This is a genomic window from Pseudomonas sp. PSE14, from assembly GCF_029203285.1.
Taxonomy (GTDB): domain Bacteria; phylum Pseudomonadota; class Gammaproteobacteria; order Pseudomonadales; family Pseudomonadaceae; genus Pseudomonas.
In genome coordinates, this window is the sequence record NZ_CP115669.1 from 5,094,699 (window position 1) to 5,109,583 (window position 14,885).

The 14,885-nt window shown below is 65.3% G+C and carries 11 protein-coding genes; 4 read left to right on the forward strand and 7 right to left on the reverse strand.

The annotated features are described in order from the left end of the window. Positions 1–4: 4 nt before the first annotated feature. Together cydB and O6P39_RS23400 are read right to left on the reverse strand one after the other, a co-directional pair. Positions 5–1,012, reverse strand: a complete 1,008-nt coding sequence (gene cydB, locus O6P39_RS23395; RefSeq protein ID WP_275608770.1) for a cytochrome d ubiquinol oxidase subunit II — start codon at positions 1,010–1,012, stop codon at positions 5–7. 3 nt (positions 1,013–1,015) lie between these two features. Then, positions 1,016–2,455, reverse strand: coding sequence for a cytochrome ubiquinol oxidase subunit I (locus tag O6P39_RS23400; protein WP_275608771.1), 1,440 nt, complete (start codon positions 2,453–2,455; stop codon positions 1,016–1,018). A gap of 459 nt (positions 2,456–2,914) precedes the next feature. Here O6P39_RS23400 and O6P39_RS23405 point away from each other — a divergent pair, with 459 nt between their 5' ends. The 4 genes from O6P39_RS23405 (at position 2,915) to betT (ending at position 8,437) form a co-directional block, all read left to right on the forward strand. Beyond that, on the forward strand, positions 2,915–3,694 hold the full coding sequence (locus O6P39_RS23405) for a MetQ/NlpA family ABC transporter substrate-binding protein (protein WP_275608772.1): 780 nt from the start codon (positions 2,915–2,917) through the stop codon (positions 3,692–3,694). A 118-nt stretch (positions 3,695–3,812) separates the two neighbouring features. Next, a complete protein-coding gene (locus O6P39_RS23410) occupies positions 3,813–5,003 on the forward strand; it encodes a PLP-dependent aspartate aminotransferase family protein (RefSeq protein WP_275608773.1) in 1,191 nt (396 codons plus the stop codon). Positions 5,004–5,022: 19 nt separating this feature from the next. Further along, positions 5,023–5,919: a sigma-54-dependent transcriptional regulator gene (locus O6P39_RS23415; protein ID WP_275608774.1), complete on the forward strand. Its 897-nt coding sequence runs from the start codon at positions 5,023–5,025 to the stop codon at positions 5,917–5,919. 559 nt (positions 5,920–6,478) lie between these two features. Beyond that, entirely contained in the window at positions 6,479–8,437 is a 1,959-nt protein-coding gene (gene betT, locus O6P39_RS23420; RefSeq protein ID WP_275612017.1) for a choline BCCT transporter BetT, read from the forward strand. 143 nt (positions 8,438–8,580) lie between these two features. Here betT and O6P39_RS23425 read toward each other — a convergent pair whose 3' ends face one another. The 5 genes from O6P39_RS23425 to tauA all read right to left on the reverse strand — a co-directional run bounded on the left by O6P39_RS23425 (position 8,581) and on the right by tauA (position 14,761). Continuing rightward, complete coding sequence (locus O6P39_RS23425; protein WP_275608775.1) at positions 8,581–10,620, reverse strand: oligopeptide transporter, OPT family; 2,040 nt, start codon at positions 10,618–10,620, stop codon at positions 8,581–8,583. A gap of 326 nt (positions 10,621–10,946) precedes the next feature. After that, entirely contained in the window at positions 10,947–11,783 is an 837-nt protein-coding gene (gene tauD, locus O6P39_RS23430; RefSeq protein ID WP_275608776.1) for a taurine dioxygenase, read from the reverse strand. A 223-nt stretch (positions 11,784–12,006) separates the two neighbouring features. Beyond that, a complete protein-coding gene (locus O6P39_RS23435) occupies positions 12,007–12,825 on the reverse strand; it encodes an ABC transporter permease subunit (protein WP_275608777.1) in 819 nt (272 codons plus the stop codon). Further along, positions 12,815–13,606 carry a taurine ABC transporter ATP-binding protein gene (locus O6P39_RS23440; RefSeq protein WP_275608778.1) on the reverse strand — a complete coding sequence of 264 codons (792 nt, stop codon included), beginning with the start codon at positions 13,604–13,606 and terminating at the stop codon, positions 12,815–12,817. The genes O6P39_RS23435 and O6P39_RS23440 overlap by 11 nt, the downstream gene beginning before the upstream one ends. A gap of 135 nt (positions 13,607–13,741) precedes the next feature. Then, positions 13,742–14,761: a taurine ABC transporter substrate-binding protein gene (gene tauA / locus O6P39_RS23445; RefSeq protein WP_275608779.1), complete on the reverse strand. Its 1,020-nt coding sequence runs from the start codon at positions 14,759–14,761 to the stop codon at positions 13,742–13,744. Positions 14,762–14,885: the final 124 nt, after the last annotated feature.

Genomic DNA, 14,885 nt, shown 5'->3' on the forward strand with positions numbered 1-14,885 from the left:
CACCTCAGTGGTAGCCATCGCCATGCTTCACCTTGCCGCGGAACACGTAGTAGCTCCACGCGGTGTAGCCGAGGATGAAGGGAATGATGAACAGCGCGCCCACCAGCATGAAGCCCTGGCTCTGCGGCGGCGCCGCGGCGTCCCAGATAGACAGCGACGGCGGCACGATGTTCGGCCACAGGCTGATGCCCAGTCCGCTGTAGCCGAGGAAGATCAGCACCAGGGTGAGCACGAAGGGCTTCACATGGTCGTTGCTGGCCACCGAGCGCAGCAGGTTGTAGAGGGTCACCAGCACCAGCAGCGGCACCGGCAGGAACCAGAACAGGTTGGGCAGGCTGAACCAGCGCTGGGCGATTTCCTCGTGGGCCAGCGGGGTCCACAGGCTGACGATGCCGATCACTGCCAGCAGCACCAGCGCCAGCGGCTTGGCCAGGTCGTGCATGCGCTCCTGCAGACGCCCCTCGGTCTTCATGATCAGCCAGGTGCAGCCCAGCAGGCTGTAGGCGACCACCAGGCCAAGGCCGCAGAACAGCGGGAACGGCGCCAGCCAGTCCAGCGCGCCACCGGCGAAGGCACGGTTTTCCACTGGAATGCCCTCGATGAAGGCACCCAGTGCCACGCCCTGGAAGAAAGTCGCCACCAGTGAACCGGCGATGAACGACTTGTCCCACAGGTGCCGCTTGTTCGGCCGCGCCTTGAAGCGGAACTCGAAGGCCACGCCGCGGAAGATCAGCCCCACCAGCATCAGGATCAGCGGCAGGTAGAGCGCCGAGAGCACGGCCGAATAGGCCACCGGGAAGGCGCCGAACAGCGCGGCACCACCCAGCACCAGCCAGGTCTCGTTGCCGTCCCAGACCGGCGCCACGGTGTTCATCATCACGTCGCGGTCGCCTTCGTCCTTGAAGAACGGATAGAGCATGCCGATGCCCAGATCGAAGCCATCCATCACGACGTACATCATGATCCCGAAGATGATGATGATCGCCCAGATCAGCGGAAGATCGATTCCCATGGCTCAGTTCCTCCCTGCCGGGCTAGCGTTGTCATCGTCGTCGAAGTCGTCCTCGGCAGCCGACAGCGGCCGCGCCGGGGTGCGCTTCTGGCCGGCGCCGCCATGGCTGGTTTCGCGACCTTCGTGGGTGACCGGGCCCTTGCGCACCAGACGCATCATGTAGCCGATGCCCACGCCGAACAGGGTGAAATACACCAGCACGAACATCACCAGGGTCAGGCTCATCTGCGTGACGCTGTGGTTGGACACCGCCTCGGAGGTGCGCATCAGGCCATAGACGACCCACGGCTGGCGGCCGATCTCGGTGGTGAACCAGCCGGCGAGGATGGCGATCAGGCCGGACGGCCCCATCCACAGCACCAGCTTGAGGAACGCACGGTTTTCATAGAGCCGCTTGCGCAGACGCAGCCAGACGCTCCACAGGCCGACCAGGATCATCAGCATGCCCAGCCCCGCCATGATGCGGAACGACCAGAAGATGATGGTGGAGTTGGGGCGGTCGGCCTTCGGGAAGTCCTTCAGCGCCGGGATCGGTTCGGTCAGGCTGTGATTCAGGATCAGGCTGCCGAGCACCGGGATTTCGATCTTGAAGCGGGTTTCTTCGCGCTCCATGTCCGGCCAGCCGACCAGCACCAGCGGGGTCGGCCCGCCTTCGCTGTTGTCCCAGTGGCCTTCGATGGCGGCGATCTTCGCCGGCTGGTGCTTCAGCGTGTTGAGGCCGTGGGCATCGCCCACCATGGCCTGGATGGGAGCCACGATCAGCGCCATCCACATGGCCATCGAGAGCATCTTGCGGATCGCCGGGTTGTCACGGCCACGCAGCAGGTGCCAGGCCGCCGAGGCGCCGACGAAGAAGGCGGTGGCGACGAACGAGGCGATCGCCATGTGCAGCAGGCGATAGGGGAAGGACGGGTTGAAGATGATGGCGACCCAGTCCACCGGCACCACGACGCCGTTGACGATCTCGTGGCCCTGCGGGGTCTGCATCCAGCTGTTGGAGGCGAGGATCCAGAAGGTGGAGATCAGCGTGCCGATGGCCACCATCACCGTGGCGAAGAAATGCAGGCCCGGGCCAACGCGGTGCCAGCCGAACAGCATGACGCCGAGGAAGCCGGCCTCCAGGAAGAACGCCGTGAGCACTTCATAGGTCAATAGCGGGCCGGTGACGCTCCCGGCGAAGGCCGAGAAGGCGCTCCAGTTGGTGCCGAACTGGTACGCCATGACGAGGCCAGAGACCACGCCCATGCCGAAGTTGACGGCGAATATCTTCGACCAGAAGTGATAGAGGTCGCGGTAGACCTCATCCGACGTCTTCAGCCACAAGCCTTCGAGCACCGCCAGATAGCTGGCGAGACCGATGGTGATGGCGGGGAAGATGATGTGGAAGGAGACGGTAAAGGCGAACTGGATCCGAGCCAGGTCGAGCGCCTCTAATCCGAACATGACGATTCCTCTTCAGGCTGACGCCCGCCACGTCAGTGGCCGGGCACCGTGCCTTGCGCGTGCGCAGGGCGTTCTTGCGTGAGTCTGTATTGCGAACCACCGATCTGATGTCGGTTCGGCTTCATTTGGCTGCCCATTCAGAATGGACCGTGATCTGCATTGATGCCGCTCAATGAAGCAACTCGATCTTACGCCGCCAACCCGTGCGCACCGCCGTGGTGGGTTGCCGCGCGGCGGGGTGTCGCGCGACAGCTTGTCTCAGGTCGCTCGCGCGCAGCCATATGAATAAAATCGAATATCAAAATGAAAAATTAATATTTTATTGGAATAAAAAAGGCCGGTAACTTCTGCCTCAACCGCGGCCACTGGCGCTGCGGAAAAAGAATCCACCGCCCGTACGAAGGCCCCATCCCGGCCGGCCCGGACGCCAGCGGTCATCTGCCCCACAAGGACATCGCAATGAAAAAGCTGCTGCTTCTGACCGCCCTCGCCGCTGCCTTCACCACCTCGGCTTTCGCCAATGAAAAGCTGATCGTCGCCGCAACCCCGATTCCCCACGCCGAGATCCTCGAGCTGATCAAGCCGACCCTGGCCAAAGAGGGCGTGGACCTTCAGATCAAGGTCTTCACCGACTACGTGCAGCCCAACGTGCAGGTCGCCGAGAAGCGCCTGGACGCCAACTACTTCCAGACCAAGCCGTACCTGGACAACTTCAACGCCGGCAAGGGCACCCACCTGGTCACCGTGACCGGCGTGCACGTCGAACCCTTCGGCGGCTACTCGAAGAAATACAAGTCCATTGACCAGCTGCCGGACGGCGCCACCGTCGCCATCCCCAACGAAGGCAGCAACAGCGGCCGCGCGCTGCTCCTGCTGCAGAAGGCCGGCGTGATCAAGCTGAAAGACCCGAGCAACGCCCTGGCCACCCCGAAAGACATCGCCGAGAACCCCAAGCACCTGAAGTTCAAGGAACTGGAATCGGCCCTGCTGCCGCGCGTGCTGGACCAGGTCGACCTGGACCTGATCAACACCAACTACGCGCTGGAAGCCAAGCTCAACCCGGTGAAGGACGCGCTGATCCTCGAAGACCGCAACTCGCCCTACGTGAACTACCTGGTGGCGCGTCCGGACAACAAGGACAGCGATGCGCTGAAGAAACTCTCCGCCGCCCTGACCAGCCCGGAAGTCAAAGCCTTCATCGAGAAGAAGTACAACGGCGCCGTGGTGCCGGCCTTCTGATCTGCCGCCCGGCATACTGCCGGGCGCAACGACTCCCACGCTGGGCGCGCTTTCGGCGCACCCGCTTCGACGCCGGTGGGCAGGTTCCACCGGCGTTTTTCTTTTCGAGGTACTCGTCATGAGCGAATCCCCCAAAGGCCCCTCCACCCGCGCCGTCCACGCCGGGCACGACGCCGACCGGCACATGGTCACCCGCGCCAAGAGCCTGCCGATCTACCAGAGCTCGGTGTTCGTCTACGACTCCCTGGAGCAGGTCGACGACTTCCTCGCCGGCAACCCCGACAACTACATGTACACGCGCATCGGCAACCCCAACCACAGCGCTGTGGAGGAGTTGCTGCGCGAGCTGGAAGACGGCGAGGACGCGCTGTTCTCCGCCTCCGGCATGGCGGCGATTTCCGCGGCCCTGCTGGGCGTGCTGAATGCCGGCGACCACCTGATCGCCAGCCGTGAGCTGTATGGCACCACCCAGAGCCTGATCGAGAAGGAACTGGCGCGCTTCGGCATCGCCTCCACCCTGCTCGACCTCAATGACCTGGCCGCCGTGGAAGCAGCGATCACCCCGAGCACCAAGCTGATCTATACCGAGACCGCCTCCAACCCGCTGGTGCGCGTGAGCGATGTGCCGGCGCTGGCCGCCCTCGCCCACCGCCACGGGCTCAAGCTGCTGGTGGACAATACCTTCCTCTCGCCGGTGCTCTACCAGCCGCTGCGCGACGGCGCCGACCTGGTGGTCCACAGCACCACCAAATACCTCAACGGCCATAGCGACGCCATGGGTGGCGCGCTGGTGGGCGATGCGCAGTGGATCGCCGCCGCGCGGCGCTTCCAGATCAACGCCGGCGGCAGCGCCAGTCCCTTCGAGAGCTGGCTCAACTTCCGCGGCGCCAAGACCCTGGCCCTGCGCATGCGCGCCCATTCGCAGAACGCCCAGGCCTTGGCCGAAGCCCTCGAAGCGCACCCGCAGGTCGAACGCGTCTACTACCCCGGCCTGCCCTCGCACCCGGATCACGCACTGGCGCAGCGCCTGTTCCGCAAAGGTTATTCGGGCATGTTGAGCTTCACCCTCAAGGGCGGTCTCGACCAGGTGGACCGCCTGATCGGTCACCTGCAACTGGCCGCCTTCGCCCCATCGCTCGCCGGTGTGGCGAGCAGCATCACCCACCCCGGCAAGACCTCGCACCGCGCGCTGTCCGCCGAAGCCCTGACCGCGCTGGACATCCACGACGGCACCATTCGTGTCTCGGTGGGCATCGAGGACAGCCAAGACATCGTCCAGGACTTCCTGCAGGCGCTGGACGCGCTGTAGGAGCAAAAGGAGAAACACCATGAACGCACCCCACGCGCCGCTGCCGCTGCTGACCTTCCCCGACGCCGACAAGAGCCCGCTGAGCATCCGCGCCAAGGCGCTGGTGTTCTTTGACCCGCGCTCCCACGAAGTGCGCGACGAAGTGGAACGCCTGGCGCCGCTGCCGCAGCCGGTGCTGATCCACGGTGAAACGGGCACCGGCAAGGAACTGCTGGCCCGCCACATCCACCGTGCCAGCGAGCGCCCCGGCCTGTTCGTCGCGGTGAGCTGCAGCGCCCTGAGCCGCAACTACGCCGAGGCCGAACTGTTCGGTTACGCGCCGGGCGCGCACAACGGTCCGGTGGGCAGCCGCGCCGGCTGGTTCGGCTCGGCCAATGGCGGGACGCTGTACCTGGACGAGATCGCCGACCTGCCGCTGTCGCTGCAACAGAAGCTGTTGCGCGTGCTGCAGGAGCGCGAAGTGCTGCGCGTCGGCGCCCGCGAGCCAGTGCCGGTGGACGTGCGTCTGGTCGCAGCGACCAGCCTCGACCTGGGCCAGGCGGTGAAAGCGGGAAAATTCCTCGAAGGCCTGCAGCAGTACCTGCATGACGGCAACCTGACCTTGCCGCCGCTGCGCGAGCGCATCGGCGATATCCAGCCGCTGGCCGAATATTTCCTCGGCGTGCACGCGCAACGCCTGGAGCTGCCAGTGCCGCAGATCACCAGCGACACCCAGCGGGTGCTGGAAAGCTACCCCTGGCCGGGCAATATCCGCGAGCTGGAGAACGTCATCCACTTCGCCCTGCTGGTCAGCCCCGGCTCGGAAATCGGGCCGGAGCACCTGAACCTGCCGGACAGCACGGAAGCCGATTTGCGGGCACTGCTTCGTCGACCGGGTGTCCGCGAACGGTTGCGAACGCTGCTGAACGAGGCGTAGCGCTGAACCGTTTCACTTGAGGCGACGAATGGTCGCAGTGAAACGATTCGCTGCCTCTTGAGACGACAGCAGAGAATCCTGAGCAAGCTATCAATTTCAGGATTTTATCCTGCAAAAAACCAGCAAGGCAGACCCATCGACCAGATCAATATCAACCATAAAGACCATTCACTTATATTTGTCACAAATATCAGGGAAAATGGCTATCAGGCAGTCGGGACCCAATTTCCCCGAGCCTTTGGAGACTATCGTGACCAGCTTTGCCGCTCTTGCCAGCTTTTTCGCCGCCACCGCCTTCCTGAACGTACCTGCGCAGGTCGACCCGGAACGCCGTGAGATTCGCCAAGCGAAGAAAGCCCGCCGCAAGTAAAGCAGTACCCGCTCCGCTCGGCCCTCGTACAGGGCCGGCGGCGGGACCATCGGTCCCACCGATTGGCCTTTGACGGCCGTATCGTGTTTTCATTGAATGCTTGTTCAAGGAAAAACACGAGGGACCCCGCCCGTTTTGTCTGCACCGCAATCCCCTACTCCGTCCGTAACACCCAGCCCCTCCATGCGCATGAACCCACCGGTCTTCTACGGTGCGGCCGCGCTGATCCTTCTCTTCGCACTCGTCGTCCTCGGCCTGCCGCAACGCGCAGGTGACTGGCTGCTTGCCGCCCAGACCTGGGCCGCCGGGACCGTCGGCTGGTACTACCTGCTGGCGATGACGCTGTACCTGATCTTCGTGGTGGTCACCGCGCTTTCCGGCTATGGAAAGATCAAACTCGGTGCCGACCACGACGAGCCGGAATTCAGCTACCTGTCCTGGGCCGGCATGCTCTTCGCCGCGGGCATCAGCATCACGCTGTTCTTCTTCTGCGTTTCCGAACCGCTGACCCACTTCCAGCAGCCGCCGCAAGGCGAAGCCGGCACCCAGGAAGCCGCACGCCAGGCCATGCAGCTACTGTTCCTGCACTGGGGCCTGCACGGCTGGGGCGTGTTCGCCCTGGTGGCGATGGCGCTGGCCTATTTCGCCTACCGCCACAACCTGCCATTGGCGCTGCGCTCGGCGCTCTACCCGCTGATCGGCAAGCGCATCAACGGCCCCATCGGCTATGCGGTGGACTGCTTCGGCATCATCGCCACGGTGTTCGGCCTGGGCGCGGACATGGGCTTCGGCGTGCTTCAGCTCAATGCCGGCCTGGACTTCCTGTTCGGCATCGCCCACAGCCACCCGGTGCAGATGACGCTGATCGCGCTGATGATGGGTGCGGCGATCCTGGTGGCCGTCTCCGGGGTGGACAAGGGCATCCGCCTGCTCTCGGACATCAACATGGTCCTGGCCTGCGCACTGCTGCTCTTCGTGCTGTTCGCCGGCCCCACCCAGCACCTGCTCAACACCCTGGTGCAGAACATCGGCGACTACCTCGGCAGCCTGCCGACCAAGAGCTTCGACCTCTACGCCTACGGCAAGGACGGCAGCGACTGGCTGGGCGGCTGGACAGTGTTCTACTGGGCCTGGTGGATCGCCTGGGCGCCCTTCGTCGGCCTGTTCATCGCGCGCATCTCGCGCGGGCGGACCATCCGCGAATTCGTCTTCGGCGTGCTGTTCATCCCGCTCGGTTTCACCCTGGCGTGGATGTCGATCTTCGGCAACAGCGCCCTGGACCAGGTGCTCAACCACGGCTTCAGCGAACTGGGCCGGGTGGCCGTCGAAGAACCCTCCATGGCGCTCTACCAACTGCTGCAGAACTACCCCGGCAGCCGCGTGGTGATCGCCGTGACCGTGCTGGTCAGCTTCGTGTTCTTCGTCACCTCGGCCGACTCCGGCACCGTAGTGCTCTCCACCCTCTCCGCCCACGGCGGCAGCGCCGACGACGACGGCCCGAAATGGCTGCGGGTGTTCTGGGGCGTGGCCACCGCGCTGGTCACTGGCGGGCTGTTGTTCGCCGGCAACATCGATGCGCTCAAATCCGCAGTGGTGCTCACTTCACTGCCGTTCTCGCTGATCCTGCTGCTGATGATGTGGGGGCTGCACAAGGCCTTCTACCTCGAATCCCAGCGCCAGCGGGCACGCACCCACTCGCTCGCGCCACCGCCCTCGAGCAAGACCGGTGGCTGGAAGCGACGCATCTCCCAGGCGGTGCACTTCCCCACTCGCGATGAGGTGTATCGCTTCATGGTCGACGTGGTCAGCCCGGCGATTGCCGAGGTTTCGGAGGTGTTCCGCGAGAAGGGCCTGCAGGTGGATTCCGACCTGGACCTGAGCAACCTGGAGATCGGCCTGGAAATCGGCCACGGCGAGCAACATCCGTTCCTCTACCAGGTGTCGATGCGCGGCTACTTCACGCCCTCCTTCGCCCGCGCCGGCATGGGCGGCCTGCACCTGAAGAACCGCCGCTACTTCCGCGCCGAGGTGCACCTCTCCGAGGGCAGCCAGGACTACGACTTGATGGGCTACAGCAAGGAACAGATCATCAACGACATGCTCGACCAGTACGAGCGGCACCTGCAGTTCCTTCATCTGGTGCGCTGAAATGTCGTTTCCAGGAGCGAGCTTGCTCGCGAACCGCCCGACATCGGAGCTGCGGGTGAATCCGTTCGCGAGCAAGCTCGCTCCTACGAAAAACCCAAATGAAAAAGGCGCCCGCGGGCGCCTTTTTGCATCACGGCAAAGGATCAGCCGCGCGTGCCGGTGAGCACCTTGCGGTAGAACAGCACGCAGATCGCCACGAACACCACCAGGCCCAGCCACTGCGCAGCGTCTTCGAAGGAAGCGCCGACCAGCGCCAGCGGGGCGTCCTTGCCGGTGGTGCCGATGATGGCCGCCAGCAGGATGCCCATCAGGCTCTCGCCGACGATCAGGCCCGAGGCCAGCAGCACGCCACGGCGCTTGGGCTCGTCGGAGAATTTCTCTTCGTTGATACCGGCCGCCAGGGCGCGCTTCTTCAGCGCCGTCTCCAGCAGCCAGGCGAGCACCGCGCCGACCACCAGGGTCATACCGATGGTCGGCGGCAGGTAGATGCCCAGGCCCACCGCCAGCACCGGCAGGCTGGCCTTGCCGGTGCGGCGCAGCAGCACGTCCACCAGGATCAGCGCGATGCCCAGCGCCACGCCGATGAGGATCATGTTCCAGTTCAGCGCGTTGTGGAAAATCCCGCTGGCGATGGCGGTCATCAGCGTCGCCTGCGGCGCGGCCAGCGCGGCGTTCGGGTCCATGCCCTCGCGCGGCAAGGCGCCAGTGAAGCCGTAGGCATTGAACAGCAATTCCAGCACCGGCGGGATCACCAGGGCGCCCACCAGGCAGCCGACGATCAGTGCCACCTGCTGGCGCCACGGGGTCGCGCCGACCAGGTAGCCGGTCTTCAGGTCCTGCAGGTTGTCGTTGGAGATCGCCGCGATGGCGATCACCACCGAGGTGGTGAACAGCGCCAGGGCGATGGCGAGCTTGCCGCCTTCCATCGCCAGGAAGCCATCCTCCAGCGAGCCGACGCCGAGAATCAGCAGCGACACCAGGATCACCGCGATGATGCCGATGCCGGAGATCGGGCTGCTGGAGGAGCCCACCAGGCCAGCCATGTAGCCGCAGGCGGCAGCGATCAGGAAACCGAAGAAGAAGGCGAAGATCACGCAGGCCCCCACCAGGCCCCAGAAGCCGAAGCCGTGCAGGTCCGGTGCGGCGTCCGCGAGGAAGTAGGAGAACACCACGAACAGCGCCACCAGCAGCACGCCTGCGATGGTGACAATCCACTTTGCGGACAGGTCCTGCTCGGTACGCAGGTCACTCACCTCGCCACGCCCCCGCACGGCGCTGAGCGACGACCAGACGCCCTGCACCATGGGCTTGAACAGGGTGGCCAGGGTCCACAACGCGGCGATGCCGATGGTGCCGGCGCCGAGGAAGCGCACCTGGCTGCTCCACAGTTTGGTCGCCAGCTCCGGCAGGCTCTGCCCGGCGGCCAGCACGCTGTTCACCGAGAGCAGCGGCACCGCCACGCCCCAGGCGATCACCACGCCGATGAGGATGGCGATACCGGCGGTGATGCCCATCAGGTAGCCGGCGCCGACCAGCGCCAGAGAGAAACCGGTGGACAGGCGGAACGCCGCTTGCCCTGCAGTGAGCCAGAAGCTGAAGCCTTCGGCGAGTACCTTGAAGCCGCTGCTGAGCAGACTGAAGGCGGCGGCGATCACGCCACCGGCGAGGATGTCGCGCAGGCCCGGTCCGCCGGTTTTCGCCGGCTTGCCCGCCTTCTCGTCTTCTTCGTCATGGCTGCCGACGCGCAGGATCTCCGCCGCCGCCACACCTTCGGGGTACGGCAGGTTGCTTTGCACCACCATCACCCGACGCAGCGGGATGGTGTAGAGCACACCAAGGATGCCGCCGATGGAACAGATGGCCGCGGTCTGCCAGAACGGGAAGCCGCTCCAGTAGCCGATCATCAGGAGGCCCGGAAGGATGAAGATGATCGAGGACAGGGTGCCGGCCGCCGAGGCCTGGGTCTGCACCATGTTGTTCTCGAGGATGTTGGAACCGGAGAAGTAGCGCAGCACGGCCATCGAGATGACCGCCGCGGGGATCGACGAAGCGAAGGTCAGGCCGACCTTGAGGCCGAGGTATACGTTGGAGGCGGTGAACACCACGGTGATCAGCGCGCCGAGAATCAGGCCGCGAACCGTAAGCTCGGCGAGGTTGGACTCGTCGGGAATCCTTTCTTGCATGTAGGCAGTCTCTTCATAAAGCGGAACTGCCAAAGCGTAGGACAGTGAGCCATCCGCCGCGACCTAGAATGGCGACCAATGCGGTCTGCGGTGCGGCTTTGTTGCCGCAAGTCATGGGGATGACGGGAAATTCCAGGCTGTTGCCGCCTTGTAGGAGCGAGCTTGCTCGCGAACGGATTCCCCGACGGGTTGGGCGTTATGCGGTTCGCGAGCAAGCTCGCTCCTACACAAAAATTCCGTAGGGCGCATAACGCCTATGGCGTTATCCGCCACGGCGGCGGATAACCCGCTCCGGGTTATCCGCCCTACAGGTGCCGCCCCTCAAGTCAGAACGGTTTGTCTCCCAGAATCGTCGCACGGTGCATCACCCGCCGCTGCGGGCGGTAGTCGTCCACCGCATAGTGCTGGGTCACGCGGTTGTCCCAGAAGGCCACGTCGTTCTCCTGCCAGCGCCAGCGCACGGTGAACTCCGGGCGGCTGAAGTGGGCGAACAGCAGGTCGAGGATGGCACGGCTTTCCGCCGGCTCCAGCTCGTTGATGCGGGTGGTGAAGCCGTCGCTGACGAACAGCGCCTTGCGCCCGGTGACCGGGTGGGTACGGATCACCGGATGGCTGCGCGGCGGATTCTTCTTGCGCGCTTCCTCCAGACGCGCGAGGTCGGCATCGGTGGCGCCGAAGCGTTCCTGGGGGAAGGACTTGCTGATGTCGTGGGTCGCGGTGAGGCCGTCGAGCAAACGCTGCAGCGGCTTGGAAAGCGCTTCGAAAGCCGCGATGCCGCTGGCCCACAGGGTGTCGCCGCCGTAGGGTGGCAGCTGCTTGGCGGCCAGCACGGCACCGAGCGCCGGAGTTTCCAGGAAGGTCACGTCGGTATGCCAGATGGCGTTGTCGCGCACGTCGGTAACGGCGGTGTCGAGCACGATGACTTCGCGCTGCTCCGGCGAGCTGGGGTAGATCGGGTGGATGTGCAGGTCGCCGAAGCGCGCGGCGAAGTTCGCCTGCTGGGTCGGCGTCAGCGGCTGGTCGCGGAAGAACAGCACCTGGTGATCAAGCAGGGCCTGCTCGATCTGGCGCTGCGCCGCGTCGTCCAGTGGATCGGCCAGACGCACGCCGGAAACGACGGCGCCCAGGGCTGGGCTGATAGGTTCGATGCTCAGGGTGGTCATGTTCGTGTTCTCTCGTGAGGTTCACGGGGAAAGGCGCCCTCTCCCCAACCCTCTCCCTGAAGGGAGAGGGGGCTTGTTCGGTGTATTCGGAAAGGGCGGTCAACCCCTTCAGCCGCGCAGACTCATCCATGAGGCAGAGGTATCGAAGCCACTCAGGACAGTCCCCTCTCCCGCTTGCGGGAGAGGGTTAGGGAGAGGGGCTTTTACCCCGCCCGGCAGAAAGTCACTCCCAGGAAGCAAACCGCTTCTGCAGCCAGCGCAGCCCAAGCTCGAAGCCCAGCGCGATGGCGGCGATCAGCAGGATCCCCAGCACCACCACATCGGTGGCGAGGAACTGCGCCGCGGACTGCACCATGAAGCCCAGGCCACGGTTGGCGGCGATCAGCTCGGCGGCGACCAGGGTCGACCAGCCCACGCCCAGGGCGATGCGCAGGCCGGTGAGCACTTCGGGCAACGCGCTGGGCAGGATCACATGGCGCACCACCTGCCAGCGGTTGGCGCCCAGGCAGCGCACGGCCTGGATGCGCGACTTGTCCACGCGACGCACGCCGGCGGCGGTGGCGATCAGCAGCGGCGCGAACAGCGCCAGGTAGATCAGCAGCACCTTGGACAGCTCGCCGATACCGAACCAGATGACGATCAGCGGCAGGTAGGCCAGCGGCGGCACCGGGCGGTAGAACTCCACCAGCGGATCGAAGGCCGCGCCCACTAGCGGGTTGAGGCCCATCAGGATGCCCAGCGGGATGGCCGTGAGCACCGCCGCGCCCAGCGCCAGCAGCACGCGCAGCAGGCTGGTGCCGACGTGCTGCCACAACGAGGCATCGACATAGCCCTCGGCGAGCAGGCGCTGGAAGGCTTCCAGCAGTTGCTCCGGCGCGGGCAGGAACAGAGTGTCGACCCAGCCCAGGTGCGTGGCCAGCCACCAGAGCACGAAGAGTCCGCCGACACTGCCGGCAGCGGCCCAGCGGCGGTAGTCGCCCGGCACGCTGCGGGACTTCGGCGCGACGGCCGGGAGTTTGGTGGCGAGGGTTTCAGTGGACATGCTCGGCCTCCGGTTCTTCGAGGAACTCATCCAGCAGCAGTTGGCGCAGGCGCGCGAATTCCGGGTCGGACTTGATCGAGCGCACCGGCTCGCCCGCGGCGTAGCGGCGTGCGAAGTCCAGCGGCAGACGCTTGACGATGCGCGCCGGCGGGCCGTCCATCACCACCAGGTCGGTGGCCAGGAACAGTGCTTCGTCGACGCTGTGGGTGATCAGGAACAGGCCCTTGCCGGTCTTGCGCCACAGGTCGAGGGTCAGCACCTGCATGCGCTCGCGGGTCAGCGCATCGAGGGCGCCGAAGGGTTCGTCGAGCAGGAGGAAATCCGGCTCCACCGCCAGTGCACGGGCCAGGCCCAGGCGCTGCCGCTGGCCGCCGGAGAGCTGGGAGATGCGGTAATCCGCATGCTCGCCCAGGCCCACCAGTTTCAGCACTTCATGGGCGCGGGCATTGCGCTCGGCGGTGCCGATTCCACGGATGCGCAGGCCCAGGGCGACGTTGTCCAGCGCGCTCAGCCAGGGCATCAGTGCGTCATCCTGGAACACCACGCCGCGTTCGCCACCGGGGCCGCTCAGGGTGCGGCCGTCGATCTGCACGCGGCCGCTGTCCGGTGCCTGGAAGCCTGCCAGCACGTTGAGCAGGCTGGACTTGCCGCAGCCCGACGGGCCGAGCACCACCAGGGATTCGCCCTTGGCCAGGCTGAGAGTGAGGTCCTGCAGCACAACGCGCTCGCGTCCGCGCTGCTGGAAAGTGAGGCTGACCGCCTCGGCCGTCAGACGGCTCATGTTCTGCCCTCCGTAGGGTGAGAAGAAATGCGTGGCGCTGTTTGCTCTTGTAGGAGCGAGCTTGCTCGCGAACCGCCCTGGCTTCGGAGCCGACAGGTGTTCGCGAGCAAGCTCGCTCCTACGAAAGGCAATTGCTCAGCGCTGGCCGACCTGCACGCTCTGGGCCTGGCGCACATAGTCGGCGCTGACGTAGGGCGAGTAGTCCTTGAGCACCGAAGGCACGCGCTTCTGCTCTTTGAGGAATTCGGCGGTGCCGGCGATGTCCTTGGCGGTACCGCCGCCCAGCAGGGCGGACGACAGCTGCGCCTGGGATTCGGGGAAGGCGGAACCGGCCAGCAGCTCGGGCACGTCCTGCGGATCGGCGCCGGTCAGCTTGGCGATTTTCTTCACCTGCTCGGAGTCGGCGGTCCACTGGGCCTTGTGGGCGTTGTAGTCGGCGAAGGAATCCAAGCTCACGCGAGCGAACTTGGCGATGACTTCCGGGTGCTTCTCGGCGAAGTCCTTGCGGGCGACCCAGACCTCGAAGGTCGGCGCGCCCCACTGGCCGACTTCGGCGGCGTCGGTCAGCACCTTGCCGGACTTCTTGATCTCGCCCAGGGCCGGCGACCAGACGAAGGCGCCGTCGATGTCGCCACGACGCCAGGCGGCGGCGATCTCGGTGGGGTTGAGGTTGACGATCTTCACCTTGGCCGGGTCGATCTTCCAGTGCTTGAGCGCACCCAGCAGGCTGTAGTGCGAGGTGGAGACGAAGGGCGTGGCGATGGTCTTGCCGACCAGGTCTTCGGGCTTCTCGATCTTGCTGCCGTTGCGCACCACCAGGGCCTCGGCCGAGTTGATCTGCGCGGAGACGATGAAGGCGACGATCGGCAGGCCGCGCGAGGTGGCGGCGGCCAGCGGGCTGGAGCCGATGTTGCCCAGTTGCACGTCGCCCGAGGCGATGGCGGCGATCACTTCCGGGCCACTGTTGAAGCGGCGCCAGTCGAGCTTCTCGCCAATGACTTTTTCGTAGGTGCCGTCGGCCTGGGGGACCTTGGTCGGGTCGATGCCGGTCTGGTAGCCCAGGACGATGTCGGCAAACGCAGCACTCTGGGAGAACAGCGCGGCCGCAACAGCGACGCCGGCCAGGGCACGACGTACGAAACGAGGTTTGTTCATGGTGTTTCCTCTGAAGGTAACGGCGGTGCCGGCCTCCAGAGAGGGGACGGACCACGGGACGGGATTCGGTGGGTTGAAACGGTGTCCGGTGGTCCGGTAGAAGCTAGATTAACGGTATAAAAAA